10 protein-coding genes are annotated in these 14,749 nt (G+C 40.3%); 4 read left to right on the top strand and 6 right to left on the bottom strand.

Annotated features, from left to right (window positions below; translation table 11 throughout):
• Entirely contained in the window at positions 1-2,211 is a 2,211-nt protein-coding gene (ppk1, locus tag MIC7126_RS0100360) for a polyphosphate kinase 1 (RefSeq protein ID WP_026099934.1), read from the bottom strand.
• A 220-nt stretch (positions 2,212-2,431) separates the two neighbouring features.
• Between ppk1 and MIC7126_RS0100355 the strand changes: the two genes are divergently transcribed.
• Entirely contained in the window at positions 2,432-2,842 is a 411-nt protein-coding gene (locus MIC7126_RS0100355) for a hypothetical protein (protein ID WP_017651128.1), read from the top strand.
• 294 nt (positions 2,843-3,136) lie between these two features.
• On the opposite strand, the gene MIC7126_RS0100350 is transcribed toward MIC7126_RS0100355, so the two are convergent.
• Positions 3,137-3,733: a hypothetical protein gene (locus MIC7126_RS0100350; protein ID WP_026099933.1), complete on the bottom strand. Its 597-nt coding sequence runs from the start codon at positions 3,731-3,733 to the stop codon at positions 3,137-3,139.
• A 203-nt stretch (positions 3,734-3,936) separates the two neighbouring features.
• Between MIC7126_RS0100350 and MIC7126_RS0100345 the strand changes: the two genes are divergently transcribed.
• Together MIC7126_RS0100345 and MIC7126_RS0100340 are read left to right on the top strand one after the other, a co-directional pair.
• On the top strand, positions 3,937-4,560 hold the full coding sequence (locus MIC7126_RS0100345) for a hypothetical protein (RefSeq protein WP_026099932.1): 624 nt from the start codon (positions 3,937-3,939) through the stop codon (positions 4,558-4,560).
• A gap of 184 nt (positions 4,561-4,744) precedes the next feature.
• Positions 4,745-5,851, top strand: a complete 1,107-nt coding sequence (locus tag MIC7126_RS0100340; RefSeq protein ID WP_017651125.1) for a tetratricopeptide repeat protein — start codon at positions 4,745-4,747, stop codon at positions 5,849-5,851.
• 38 nt (positions 5,852-5,889) lie between these two features.
• Here MIC7126_RS0100340 and MIC7126_RS0100335 read toward each other — a convergent pair whose 3' ends face one another.
• Complete coding sequence (locus tag MIC7126_RS0100335; RefSeq protein ID WP_017651124.1) at positions 5,890-6,660, bottom strand: hypothetical protein; 771 nt, start codon at positions 6,658-6,660, stop codon at positions 5,890-5,892.
• 342 nt (positions 6,661-7,002) lie between these two features.
• A complete protein-coding gene (locus MIC7126_RS0100330) occupies positions 7,003-8,445 on the bottom strand; it encodes a sensor histidine kinase (RefSeq protein WP_017651123.1) in 1,443 nt (480 codons plus the stop codon).
• 592 nt (positions 8,446-9,037) lie between these two features.
• On the opposite strand from MIC7126_RS0100330, the gene MIC7126_RS0100325 reads away from it, so the two are divergent.
• A complete protein-coding gene (locus tag MIC7126_RS0100325; RefSeq protein ID WP_238553587.1) occupies positions 9,038-11,896 on the top strand; it encodes a hypothetical protein in 2,859 nt (952 codons plus the stop codon).
• Positions 11,897-11,912: 16 nt separating this feature from the next.
• On the opposite strand, the gene MIC7126_RS0100320 is transcribed toward MIC7126_RS0100325, so the two are convergent.
• Together MIC7126_RS0100320 and lysS are read right to left on the bottom strand one after the other, a co-directional pair.
• The gene (locus tag MIC7126_RS0100320; protein WP_017651121.1) at positions 11,913-12,347 is read right to left on the bottom strand and encodes a hypothetical protein; all 435 of its coding nucleotides are present in this window, start codon (positions 12,345-12,347) and stop codon (positions 11,913-11,915) included.
• Between the two features lie 281 nt (positions 12,348-12,628).
• Positions 12,629-14,314, bottom strand: coding sequence for a lysine--tRNA ligase (gene lysS, locus MIC7126_RS0100315; RefSeq protein ID WP_017651120.1), 1,686 nt, complete (start codon positions 14,312-14,314; stop codon positions 12,629-12,631).
• Between the last annotated feature and the right edge of the window lie 435 nt (positions 14,315-14,749).

The raw sequence follows: 14,749 nt of genomic DNA, 5'->3' as shown, positions 1-14,749 counted from the left end.
TTAGTTGTCAAGATAAAAAGAGTTCTTTTTTGAATCCATGAGATTAGAAGCAATACTAGTTGAGCGTAACGCCATATTGATGAGAGTTTTTTGTGAATTAGTTTCTGGGGCATCATCACCGGGGCGTCGTTGAATATAATTGCCATTAGGTTGTAAATCCCAAGTTTGGCGGTTATCTGCTAGCATGATTCCTAAAATTTCTTGCAAATCTTTAGCAATATCTGGGTCTTTCACTGGGGTGATGACTTCGACTCGGCGATCTAAATTGCGGCGCATCCAATCAGCACTGCCAATATAAATTTCTTCTTGGGTATTGTTATAGAAATAGTAAAGACGGGAGTGTTCTAAAAAGCGACCGACTATGCTAATGACGCGGATATTTTCACTGATGTCTTTAAGTCCTGGACGTAAACAGCAGACACCCCTGACAATAAGGTCGATTTGCACTCCAGCGCGGGAGGCTTCATATAAAGTAGCGATGATTTGCGGATCAACTAAAGCGTTCATTTTAGCGACAATTCGCCCTGTGAAACCTTGTTGAGCATTTTCGATTTCTCGTCCAATGAGTGCGAGAAAGCGATCGCGCATATTCACCGGCGCAACTAACAATTGACGATAGGATTTTTGCCGAGAATAACCAGTCAAGAAATTGAATAAATCTGTGATGTCCGCGCCCAATTCCTCACGACAACTAAATAATCCTAAATCTGTATAAAGTCGGGCTGTTTTTGGGTTATAATTACCAGTGCCGATATGCACATAGCGACGCATCCGGTCTTTTTCCCGTCGGACTACCATGACGGTTTTGCAATGGGTCTTGAGTCCGACTAACCCATAAACTACATGGACTCCCGCTCTTTCTAAACGCCTCGCCCAGTAGATATTATTTTCTTCATCAAATCGCGCTTTTAATTCTACCAGTGCAGATACCTGTTTGCCATTTTCGGCTGCAGCAATTAAGGCATTGACTATGGGTGAATCACCCGAAGTCCGGTAGAGTGTCATCTTGATCGCCAGCACATTTGGATCATGGGCGGCGTGGGTGATAAATCTGACTACAGTTGAGGAAAAGGATTGATAGGGATGGTGTACTAGTAAATCCTTTTCTCGAATTACCGCAAAAAAATCTTTACCTTCTTCTAGCTCTTGTACATTTGAATCTACATTTGGTTCGCGCAACCATTGGAGACGGGGAGGGACTACAGACTGTCGCGGTGGGTCTTTGAGTTCGGGTAGTGGCAATGCCATAAAGTACATTAAATCACGGAGTCCCAAAAGTCCGTCTACTTCATAAATATCGCTTTGTGTCAACTCCAAATCTTGCAACAACCGCGATCGCACTGCTGGGGGAGTCTGGGGGAGAATTTCTAACCTGACTGGACTTCCTCCCAAGCGCCGTTTCCTTAGTTCCTGTTCGATCGCTAACAGTAAGTCATCGGCTTCGTCTTCTTCTAAAGCTAAATCGGCGTCGCGGGTGATGCGGAAGGGATGATATTCTTGGATATTCATTCCCGCAAACAGGGAATAGAGATTGTGGGCGATCGCTTGTTCTAATGGTACTCCCGTCCAGTGGGCTGGTTGTCCGTTATGCTGCACTCCCAATTCTGGCGGTAACGGTAAAAACCTGGGTAAAACGCTAGGAACTTTCACCCTTGCAAAAAATTCCTCTTCAGTTTCCGGATTTTTCACCACCACCGCCAAATTTAAACTGAGATTAGAAATGAAGGGGAAGGGATGGCTAGGATCAACCGCTAAAGGAGTCAGAACCGGAAATATTTGTTCTTCAAAGTAGTTGTCTAAATAATTGCGCTGTTTTTGAGTCAAATCCATGTAATCCAAAATGTGGATACCATGATTTGCTAGCAGAGGTCGTAGTACTTCCTCAAAATGTTGATGCTGTTTTGTTACCTGGGGACTGAGCGCCAACCGAATATCGTCTAGCTGTTGTTGTGGTGTCCGGCCATCAGGGCTTAACTGAGTGACTTTCGCCTCTACTTGTTGCTTTAAACCCGCAACCCTGACCATAAAAAACTCATCTAGGTTAGAGGTGAAGATTGCCAAAAATTTCAGTCTTTCTAAAAGAGGTGTTCTTTGGTCGGTGGCTTCATGTAACACCCTGCTATTAAACTCTAACCAGCTTAACTCTCGATTGAGATAGTATTGCGGGTCATTTAGATTGATAGGAGTAACACTCTTCTTCGATTTCGACATTATGACCCTAGGGTAGGCGGACACAGCCCATTCAACAGGAGAACATTAAATATAGTAAATGATTTAGTGAGCTAACCCCAGCCCTATTTTTAGAGGTTATGGGGTTGGCAAAAAATCTGTCTGATTTGTTACAAAATCCCGTGTAGTTACTGAACTTTTTCGATTGGCGCCGAGGTTAGATTGAATACGCAGAGATGAAAACCCAAAGGGTTTTAAACACATGAAAATTTCCACCATTGTTAAAGGCGGCTTTTGTGTATTAGGTTTGGTTAGCGTTGGTAATTTGTTCGCGGCGCCTGCAAATGCAGACCAAGCCTCGGCTCGCGGTGCTGTTACTATAGTTAGACCTTCAGGTTCTTCTTTTAGTGTTAGTGGTGAGTTGACTGCGCCTAGTGGTACTCAATTTACAGGGCCAGCACTAACTGTTACACCTACTGCTACTGGTGCGGGTACAAATGCAGAAGTTGCAACTCTCTCAATTGATCCAGGTGCGCCTATCGCCTCAACATCAGGTGCTGCTACTCTCACAGTAGAAGGGGCTACTGCAGCAAAAATAACCGCTGCTACTGCTACTACTGTTGAAGATGTAGCAACCCTTGTCAGAGCAGCTCGCAGCGGTGCTTTAGAATAGACTAATTCTTGCTCCACAAACAACAAAAGTGTAAAACCACATTTGCTTGCCGGCTCTGTGTTCTTACACCTTGCGTTGAATATTAACATCAGTCAAGAATATATTCTCTTGAGTGAAGTTGAGGTGCAATATTCTCGAAATCATCTACCATCTTATTATAAAAACCCAGTTTTTTCAATAAACTGGGTTTTCGCTTTTGGATGAGTTTGTAGTCCGCACTTTAGTGTGGGAGAATCTTTCTGTTAAGCGCTAAAGCGCACACTACGAACTGATGAAAATTAAGGTGACAGGCTGCTAGTTTGCTACTTCGGCGAGTTCAATGACGCGTGCTTCGTAATCTTTGACCAAAAAGTTTAGGGGTTTTTGGTTGCGAATCTTGAATTTTAAACCGCGTGTTTCGACGCGCATTAAAATCATTTCTAGGCACTCACGGTCGAAGCAGACGTGACGTTGCTGATTTTTTGCACCCAAGCTAGCACCAGTGATCACGTGTAGCTGAGTATTTTTCTTTAGTTGATACCACATTCCTTCGCTGGCATTACTCATAGTTCTACCAGAAAGACTGGGTGCTGCGGACATGTAAAGAGGGTCAACGCCTGTTGCGCCTATGGTTTGCTCGTAGTTGTAATAGTAGTGTAGAGGCACTTCGGCTGCAGGTAAGTCTAGCAGTCCTTCATATAATTGTCGCGCAATTTCCAAATCTGACACCATGACGGTGTAGACTTTGGGGGCGCTAGTCAGGAACATCCACATCGCACCAGCATAAGCGGCTAATAGCAAAACCATTATGCCTTGGGTGGAGAGGAGGCTGTCCAAGGGTAGGGAGGGGAGAAATGAGCCGAAAGTATAAGAATTAATCAGGAAGGGGAACAAGTTAGCTGCTATAACCATGAACTAAGCAAATATTGTATAAGTGAGACAGTTTTCTTATTGTCGATTAAGACTAAAAATTCAGTCCTTGTTTATAGTGTATCAAGACTCAACTTGTCTGAGTCTGAAGTACAAATTGACCAACATCAAGATATTATGCGCTGACGTGGGCAACTTGTATTCCCAGGAATGTTTTAACAACTAGTTACTCTCCCCCCAAACCCGTGCATATCCCTTATTTTCCTGAAGCGAACCATCCTCTGGTTAAGTCTCTGTTTCACCAAAGTGACGATGAGTTGCTGAGTCTGCTGCAGCGTTATCCGGATACTGGCAAATATTTTATGGCGATTTTTTGCCGCTATAGTCCAATAGTTTATACCTTAATTAGCCATTCTGCGCGATCGCCTGTGCAAGCTGATTATCTGTTTGCTTTAACTTGGCGCCATATCTACTATGAGCTGGGCGGGTTAAATTTAGCTGATGCGGAACTGGGTAAAGAAAGTTTAACTCTGCAAAATTGGCTGATTAATATGACGGCTTTGTGCATTAATGAGATTCAATTACCGCCGACTGAAGCTATTCATTATTCTCTCAAAACGACTTCGCCGCCTTTATGGTGTTATGTTGAGCAGGCGTTGGAACAGTTACCACCTATTTTGCGGTTTACAGTTTTGATGGCTCAAACTTTCCACTGGAGTGAAACGAGAATTGCTGCTTATCTACAAGCTGAGGGTGAAAATATTACGCCAATTGAGGTAGCCAATTCTCTCAGGGAAGGATATCGTATGTTAGAGGATAAATTACCTGGAGATATACGCGCCATCTACCTTAGCGATGATTTTCGGTAAATTATTTTTTAAATATAAATACGTAAAAATTTAGGTTTAAGCTAAAAAATTACACTAGTGCTTAAACCTGAAAACTGAAGCCCAGAGTTTGACGCCAAGGAAACGCCCAGAACCCTACACAACAGCTGTGTGATCATCCAAAATCTCAAATCCAAAATCGAAAATTGTATTGTGGGTTGGTTCGATGAAACAAAAACGAATATTTCCAGGACTTCCCATTGCGGATTTTAATCCGGTGAGCGCATCCAGACGCTATGGGTTGGGGACTGTTTCTACTCGGCGCTGGCTAATTTTTTCTGGTGCAGTCTTGACTTTTTGCCTTAATTGTGGTGCTGCGGAAGCAGTAGATATCACTCAACAACTCCACCGTCCTGTAAATCGTTCACAATGGCGAGAATCAAGGGACGATGCAGATAGTTTACTGCGAGTTGGGGAGCAGCAATACAGTTCCGGCTCTGCACAGAAGACGATTGATTCTGGTTTGCGGGCGCTGGAGATTTATCATGATGTGGGTGATTTCAAAGCCCAAGGTGTGACTTACGATTTACTGGCTAGGGCTTATATACAGCTGGGTTTATTAAAGGAAGCAGAAGATGCTTTGCGTCGGCGTTTAGCGATCGCCCGTGATACTCAAGATTTCCAAGGGCAAATTTTCGCTCTCAATAATCTTACTACTTTATTTTTGCAAAAAGGGGAATTGACGGCGGCGCTGAAAACGGTTACAGAGGCGTTGACAGTTGCTCGCAGTGTGAAGAATATAGCAGGTGAGGGGTTGTCTTTGAGTAATTTAGGTTTAGTAACTGCGAGATTAGGAAATTATCATCAGGCGATTAAGCTGTATGAGCAAGCTTTGTATTTTCGGCGTCAAACTGGCGATGCTGTTGGTGAAGCCAATACTTTGAACAATTTGGGTGATGCTTATCTAGCAGCAAATAATTATCAAGATACCATAGGTGCTTATGGGGTGGCGCTGCGAATAGCTAAAATCGGGAGCGATCGCCTAAATTATTTACGAGCGATTGATGGTTTAGTCTCAGCGCACAGTTCTGTGGGACGCTATGAGCGTGCTTTTGATTTATTAGAACAACGATTAGCGATCGCTAAAGAACTAAAAAATCTCGGTGAAGAACTCAAAGCTTTTGAAACTTATGCTCAACTATATGAGCAGCTGGGTAACTTCCCAACTGCTCGTAATTTTTATGAGAGAGCGATTTTGCTGGCGCGGACGCTTGAAGACAGCAAACAGGAACTGCGATTAATTGACCGATTAACCAAAATCCTCAAGCGATGATTGCTGTGAGGTGGAGAACATTGGGAAAATGGGGACGACTAATTTAAGTAAACTGATCCATTTTCCCCAATTCTCATCGCACGTCTATCTGTACCTACTTCTGTAGTTTCGCTTAAGGTGACTTCGAGAGTTCCTTGTGCGGAGGTTCTTTGGGGTATCGCTGCTAGCAATCCTCTATCTTCGCGGTAAAATGTCACTGTTACTGGTGCACGTAAGCCTTGCAGTAGAACATTTGATTTACCTTGTAGCGATCGCGGTGCAGTATCTCCCACTACTTGATAAGTTATATTCGCCGCAGTACTATTCACCAACCGCACATCCACTCTCCCATTCATCGGTGTAATTGTAGCGATGGGAGCTTGTTCCCGTGGTGGTTGTGTTTGAACACTGGGTGCTGGTGCGGGGAGAGCGCTAGGATCTGGTAAAGTTTGTGGAGCACGATTAAAAGGTGCTTCTTGGAAAATACTAGGGTTTGGATTAAGTGCTCCAGAATTAGTTCTATTCGGTGCTTCACCACCCACACCCAGTCTTGTTTGTGCTGGTGAGGGGTTAGATTCAGTCAGCAATCCTTGGTCTAAATATCTCTGTGTCAGAGCGTTGGGAGGACATCCCTGGGGAACTAACACTCTTTCATTGTGTGGTTCTTCGTAGAAAATGCTGGGACAGGGGTTAATTTGGGGGTTAACTTGGGTGTTAAGCTGTTGTGCTGTTGCTATTTGCGGAATTATCGGGAAACTCAGCAACAAACCTCCAGAAACAGCGCCAATTAACTGAGCACATTTGCGAATTTTTTGATGTTTTTGATTCATTGCAACTCCTATTAAAGGTTTTAGATTTTTGATGACAATGTTTTTTGTATTTAGCTGCTTTTATTGGGTGGTGATTTTTAGCGTTTTGCTTTCTGTATACATGTGGAAGTGCAACATATTTACGAAAACATAAACATAATTAAATAATCTTTCCTATGCCGATTTTGAATGACTCTTTAGTGGATATGGTCAGGTATTTCCATATTTTCAGCATAGCAATCAGTCTTGATTTTTATATCTGACTACTGGCTTAAGAATAAATGAAACTGTAAATAGATATTTCTGTCCCCAGTCAGAGACGATTAAATTAGTTGAACTGTATTGTGTGAAAATGTGAAAAAATTAAGATTCAAGTAAAATTGGTAAAGTGACTGTGAAAGTAGTTCCTTTACCGATGGTGCTTTCGACTTGAATCAGACCGTGGTGATGTTCAACCACAGCTCGAGCGATCGCTAGTCCTAATCCTGAACCAGTAGTACTGTCTTTGGCTGTGTTTCCTGTACTATGGGGACGTGCGGGGTCTACTCGATAAAACCTGTCGAATAAGCGTGGTAAGGCTTCTGCGGGAATTCCTATCCCTGTATCGCTGACTTTAACTTGCAGTTGAGCGGTTCCGTGGCGTAATCCTGAGACGCGATTGATTCCCTCTAAACGGGTTATTTCTACGCTTATTTTGCCATCGGCTGGTGTGTATTGTACAGCATTACTAATTAAATTCGTAAATAGCCTGATGAGTTGATCCCAATTGCCCATCAGTGTAAACCAATTTTCTAACAATTCGGGATTAGTTTCGGAAATAGCAGGAGCAATTAAATTTAAAGCGAAAATAATTTTTTTTTCAGCCGCTAATAGTTGTTGTTCTTCCAGAACTTCCATCAACAACGCATCTAATGGACAAGGAGCAAATTTATTTTGGCTAATTCCGCTATCTTGTCGTGCTAAAAACAACAAATCATTAACTAACTTGGCTAAACGCTGAGTTAGTCTTTCCATCAACTTTAATTGTTGGCGATAATTTAAAAAAGTTGTGGTTTCTGTTTCTGCTAATTCTAAGTCAGCAAGAGCAACTTGGACATTAGTTTGAATTAAAGTAATGGGACTTCTCAGTTCATGAGAAGCATCTGCAGTAAATTGTTTGAGGCGTTGATAAGAATCATAAACTGGTTCCATTGCTTTACCAGAAAGAAACCAACCGCTAGCTGCTACAGATAGCAACATTAATCCAGTTCCTAGCGCCAAATCAAAAATCAATTGATGACTGGGTTTAGTCACTTCAAACCAAGGATGACTAACGCGCAGATATCCTAACACTTGCCGTCCCAGTTGTACACGCTGCGTAATTTGTCTTAGCAAAAGTCGGGAATCTTCCCATATCGCACCCTCTTGTTTCCCCACACGCACGGTTTCACCAGTACGGTTAGCGTGGATGGGAATATTTAGCGGTGCTGATAAAGTTGACCACAACAATTCACCGGTGGGACTAAACCATTCTAAATCGATATGGTCATCTTCTACGGTGTCAGTGCGATCGCCAAAACTCGCTTCCAAATTCAAACGTAATTTATCAGTATCGCTGTTGAGGGGGTCAATTACCAGCGTTGATGCACACCGACTAGTCGTCAAGCATCGCTCTACCACTTCCACCACATGATTGAGAGTATCATCAATGCGCTCAATTAGGGTGCTGCGTACGTATAAGTATACTCCACTAGCAAATAACAACAGTAATACAGCTGTAACTGCGGTGTACCAAATAGCCAGACGGCGACGAGTAGCTAAGAACATACCACGAATATAGATGATTTTGTTTAATTTCCGCAATATTTTTTACGTAATTTTGCTGAAATCAATCGATTGAATTTAATTAATTAAGGGGTTTTGCGGAAGTTTAACACTAGCGTAAGAGTTAAAGTCTGTTTGCAGTCAATGTGCGAAGACTATTTGATTGTCCATAGCCAGGGTGCAAAAATCGGCTTTCTTTGATTATTTGGATCAAGATTCTCTTGAATGCATCTCAGTCCACACAAAATAAATCTAATTTTTGGGACTCAAACTAAGATTTACTTTGAAAATTGATCACTATTATTGCGTGATGAAGAAAGACTTAATTCCTTGTCTCTTAAGAATTGACGGGGTTTGTAATTTGTCATTTGTGAGCAAATGCGGACAGAGAGAAATATCCATAAATAGCTGGCTTGATTGGTGATAATTTCTGGTGTGTTGGCGTTGGTGAAATTATCAACGATAAAGCCTAGCATATTTGGGTTTGGTTATTAATTATTTATGGAAATTTGATGTATCCAGAGACATTGCACTGCAACATCTCTCAATATTGATTAATCAATTCGTAATGAAATGTAAAACAAAAACACAGATATTGACATCAGTTTTGCTTGCACCAGCTATTTTTAGTGAAATAATGCTGGTAAAATCATCTGCGATCGCTTCAGAAAAACAAATTACCCAGCAGTTAAATTCTCAGGTCGTCAATTCTGATGATGCTCAAGATGCTTTGCCAAAAAGCTCAATCGATTCTGAGCTAGAACTAAAACAAAATTCCCAATATACAACTCCTAGTCTACCAGAAACAGACCCGATAGTTGAATTTAGAGTATCTGATATTATCCCGATTGAAAGGTATAAGGTAGAGCCACCACCAAATGAGCAAGACGAAAATCAGCAACCTCAACCAAATACATCTAATCAACAACCGAAAAAAACCTACACCCTAACACAAAAAATATTAATCTATAAATTACGTCAATCAAAAAAAGTAGTTAAAAACCAGCAATTAATTTTAATTGATGCCTTAAGTTTGAGTGCTAATAGATATCCTTGGATTATCAATCCCACAGATAAATTCACTTTTTCACCTTCATTATTTAAACCTAATAAACATGAAAATTATGGAGATACAGACTTAAGCGTCAGATTAACTGAAGATAATCAAGTTCTTAATAAATTTACCTATGGCAATTTTTCTAAAAATAGCCAGTTTTACTGGGTACTTGACCGCAATCGTTTAGTAATTGAAACTAAAGGTACACAAGCAGGTATTACTTACCAAGGGAGAAGCCGGGAAAGCTACAGCACCCAAAATATGACATCAACTCAAGGATTTTGGGGATTACAGTATATTAATACTTTGCCGACAAATTTTGAAGAATTAACTGGACAAGTTGAAACTAATGATTTTTCTATCACTTCCATCGCCGGACAACTAATTAATCCTCCAGGAATTCCCGCCGGTGAAGTTATAATTAACAGCGGTATTAATCTTCAAAACCCTAATGTTACACTGCTGAAAAATCCTACACCAATTCTTGGTAGCGGTTCCACTTTAAGTCCTGATGGTGGTGGAGCTTTATTTGCAGCTTTAGATGCTATCAATGCTCCTAAAATTATCCAAGCTTTCCCGACTACCAATTTAAAACCTCTACTAAATAACGGTAGTGTCAGATTAAGAAAAGGAGAGATTATTCCTAATTCAGTGCTAGAAGCTACGGGGATTTTGTGGGGTGATATTTTAACTGGTGAAGGTTTTGGTTTTACTGCGCCTGTTTCCTCCACACCTGGAGTAAAAATAGCCCAGCTTAATAAATTTGACAACTACGATTTATTAAATATAGCCATTAATCCTTTTCTCACACCATTAGAGAGAGACTTACATTATCTTAATTCTTTATTTTGGGTATCTTTCGGAAAAAGAACGCCCACATTTAAAATATTATCGGAAACTCAAAACACTGCTAATTGGTACAGATTATATATTAATTATCCTCACAACCGCAGCATTATTCAATATGACCCTGTGAAAGCTAGTGCTACTTATGCCAATATTTTTTCTAGTCCAGGTTTATCCCTCACAGCCAATTTTGGTAATTTTAGTTTAGATAGTATCCAAACAGCTAATTCAACTTTAGGTTTTTTAATGGGAGGAATTTTTGAAGCAATTAAAATAGATAATATTGACCAAAGTTTAGCCGAAGCTCAACAGAAATTTAAAAACGGTGAAGATTTTGCATCCTTAAATACCCAAGCTAGCGCAGAACAAAGAAGAGAAATTAATAATAGACTAAATCGCACTTTAGCTTACTCTTATTCAAATAGCGGACTAGAACAGGTATCTGGTATTTTCACCATACCCAGCACAATTACTCCCAATGAGTCTAATATCTTGCAAATTAGGACAGGAAATTATAAACGCGCAGTTCAGTTTTTACAAAGAAATATTGAACTTCTGGTTCCAGGTGATAGCTTCTTCTCAACTATCAGACTTTCTAACGAAAAATTTGGCCCCCTAACTTTCATCGGAAATCAAATTCCTTTAAATAATACTTCCATAACTCCCATTAACGAGTCATCTGCTGCGGAAGTAATTTTGACTAATTCCCAAGGAAAACAATTTGTACAAAGATTTAGCTCCGCAGATAATTCTATAGTTCCGATTCCTGTCCGCACCTTTGATTTGGCTTTTGATTATTTTGAACTTACTAGAGTTGACCTCATAGGTGTGAGTTTTAAAAACTTTAATGGTTATTTATATTTACCATCAATTGAATTATTAACGTCTGGTTCAGTAGGTGATTTGAACTATAGCGCTAGTGTAGGAAGTTGGTTTAATTTAGATGCGAAGTCAGCCCCTGGGGTTAATAATAATAATTTAGGATTGGCGGAACCAAGCTTTGGTATATATACTAATTTCTTAGTTAATTATATCAAAACCAGTGTCCAGTTAGACGCAAATAAAAAACCTATAGCAATTAATACTCACATACCCAGCTTAAAAGTTGACTGGAATAGTGCATCCAACGGAAATAATCCTTTCTCGACTGTTATCAGCTATTACTTTAATCATCAACAAAGAAATTTGAGTTTTTCTTTGGCTCCTGCGGTTGCTTTTATTGAAAATAATAGTAATGGCGAATTTTTAGGGTTATTTAACGCCGATTTCACTACTAGTACAGGCTTTAAAGTGAGTACAAACATCGAAATGGGTAAAGATATCTACTATGATTTACAGAGTTTGCAAAGACTGGGGACAAATTTTTCTATTGGTGCTTATGTAAAAAATTACGGAACCAGAAATTTGGGTTTGAATAGCCGCGTTTCTGGTTTAAACTATGGCGCTATTTTTAGATATCAGTTTCCAGATAACAATGTTTTTTTAGAATCGCAAATTGGTACTGGAGAGAATGGATTTGATCTAAAAATTCAAGGTGGTTATCGGTTTTAACTTTCTTTGTTAATAGCTATTCTAATGCACCAGAGCTATTAGTGTTGTTAATTGTCTGCTGGATAGATGCTGGATTAGCTGTTAATTGAGGATTATTAATTGTTTGTACAGCTTGATTCAAGAGTGAGTTGTGATTGTTTGTGAATACGGTGCTGGAAGTTTCAAGGGTGAGAGATAAAGAAGTTATTTTTTCATCAGTTGCGCCGAAATTTGTGAAAGTAGGTGTGATTGTTAAAGTAGTTTTTGTACCGGGATTGAGAGAATTGCTTACAGGTAAAAACAGTTCTCCGCTAATTCCTTGATAAGCGCCTGTGGGCGAAACTATAGACACAGCACCACTCGCTACAGCTTGTTGTGCGTTTGCTGGTGCTGCTATCAAGTTGTGCAAATTAATCAAACTCAACAAACAAATACTAGTTTTTATAGGTAATTGACGAAATACGTTATACACGATTCATCCTTTCTTCTTGCTTTTTTAAATTCGCAAGAGAAATATACCTATTACTAAGAAAAAAGTTTGATGCTTAGACTACTAAAAGTTGGTATAAGTATTTACCCTGAAGCAGGGGCTAGGGAATGGGTAATAAGAAAAGACATAAGGAACAATAAAAATGTTTTTCCCTAGTTCCTAGTCTCTAACCCCTATTCCCTTTTCTAAAATAGGTTTATTGTCCCCGATTTGTAGGATGGAGATAATCCACCCTACTTTTAATTCCTATTAATCGCCAGATATTAACTTAATTGTTCTTCGGAAAATTTGCCTTTAATAAACTTATTAAAGTATTGACCATCTGACGGTGCATTTTCTAAGGCTTCTTTGATATCAACGGGGACTTTGTAATACTCATAAACACTACCACCGCTAAATTCAATAGTTAGTGTTTGAGTTTTGGAATCGTAACGAAATTCTTTGATGACACTGCTGGTAGGTTTGAGTAAAGGAAATGCGATCGCATCTCGAATACTGGCACAATTAGTTAATAGCATCACCAATCTATCAATCCCAATTCCTAACCCGCCTGTGGGTGGCATACCATATTCTAACGCTGTCAAAAAGTCTTCATCAACTCCTTGAGCTTCTAAATCACCAGCCGCTTTTCTCGCTGCTTGTGCTTCTAAACGCTCTCTTTGGTCAATCGGGTCGGTAAGTTCTGAGAAACTATTAGCTGTTTCTCTCCCTACAGCAAATAGCTCAAATCGTTCTACTAATCCTGGTTGGGAACGATGGGGTTTAGATAAAGGTGAAATTTCCACAGGATAATCGATGACAAAGGTAGGCTGAATTAAGTTAGTTTCTACCTTTTCTTCAAAAACTAAATTGAGTAATTTTCCTATTGATTCAACTGTATCTGTGTCGGGAATTCCAGCATTTTTACTCGCTAATTTTGCTTCTTCTAATGTAGAAAAAGCATGGAAATCTAAGCCTGTATATTCTTTCACTAAATCGTGCATTGTTACCCGTCGCCAAGGAGCAGTTAAATCTACAGTTTCCCCTTGGTAGGTAATTTCTAATGTGCCGAGCACTTCTTGAGCGACGGTAGTAATAATCCCCTCAGTCAACGCCATCATATCATTGTAATCGGCGTAGGCTTGGTAGATTTCAATTGTGGTAAATTCGGGATTGTGTCGAGTAGAAATACCTTCATTCCGAAAAATTCGCCCCAATTCAAAAACTTTTTCAAACCCACCAACAATCAATCGTTTGAGATGGAGTTCTGTCGCAATTCGCAGATACAACTCCATTTCTAAAGTGTTGTGATAAGTAACGAAGGGACGCGCATCCGCACCACCTGCTTCACTTTGCAAAACTGGTGTTTCAATTTCTAGAAAATCTCGCTGTTCTAGATAGCGACGAATTCCCGCCGTTATTTGAGCGCGACGACGAAATGTTTGGCGGACTTCAGGATTAACTATCAAGTCAACGTAACGCTGGCGGTAGCGTTTGGCGACATCGGTTAACCCGTGCCATTTATCAGGTAAAGGCAACAAAGATTTTGTCAGGATGCTGTATTCTTTAACGTAGACCGATAATTCGCCCTTTTCAGTCCGTTTAATAGTACCTTTGACTCCCAGAATATCGCCTGCATCTGTGAGTTGTTTGATGTGGTTGAAGGCTTCAGCATCAATCTGTGCCATACCTTCCTGGATGCGGTTTTTCTCTAAATAAAGCTGAATTGTGCCGGTTTCGTCTTGTAGGGTGAAGAAAGCTAGTTTACCAAAGACGCGGCGCGCCATAATGCGTCCAGCAACAGCAACTTCTAAATTAACTTCTTCACCACTGGGTAAATCGGCAAATTTTTCTTGTAATTGTGCTGCGTGATGAGTAGATTGCCAACTGTAAGCATAGGGATTAAAACCTAGTTGCTTGAGTTGTTCTACTTTTTCGAGTCTAGCAGCACGGATATCTTCTTCCGCCATGATCACGAACTAAAGAGGGCAAGATTAATTATAGATGCTGTGATCAAATAGGGCGATTATCTGCAGTCTTGATAAAATTCTGATTTTGTGCAGTCATCAAATATTACTAAAAATTTGCCTTCGGGTATTAAGCGTTGTATCACTCGCAAATAGCCTTACATTCCGTAGGGGCACAGCAGTGCTGTGCCCTCTGTGCCCTCAAAAGCACAAGTCTGTTGACGAGCAAAGTCATAGGGCGATTCGCATTAAGAACGGTACAGCATGATATTGCTTGGTGCTAGGGCACGACATTGCCGTGCCCCTACGGTTGCACCTCCCATCAACGAGAATCACCATCAAATTTGGTAATGACCGATTGTTGTCAATGCATATTATGATTAATTTGTACAGTGCGTAAGTCTTATAATTATGCTCTGATTCAGTAGTATGCGATCG

This window comes from Fortiea contorta PCC 7126, assembly GCF_000332295.1.
Lineage (GTDB): Bacteria > Cyanobacteriota > Cyanobacteriia > Cyanobacteriales > Nostocaceae > Fortiea > Fortiea contorta.
The sequence above is the reverse complement of the archived record's forward strand: the minus strand, read 5'-3'. Positions and strand labels throughout refer to the sequence as shown.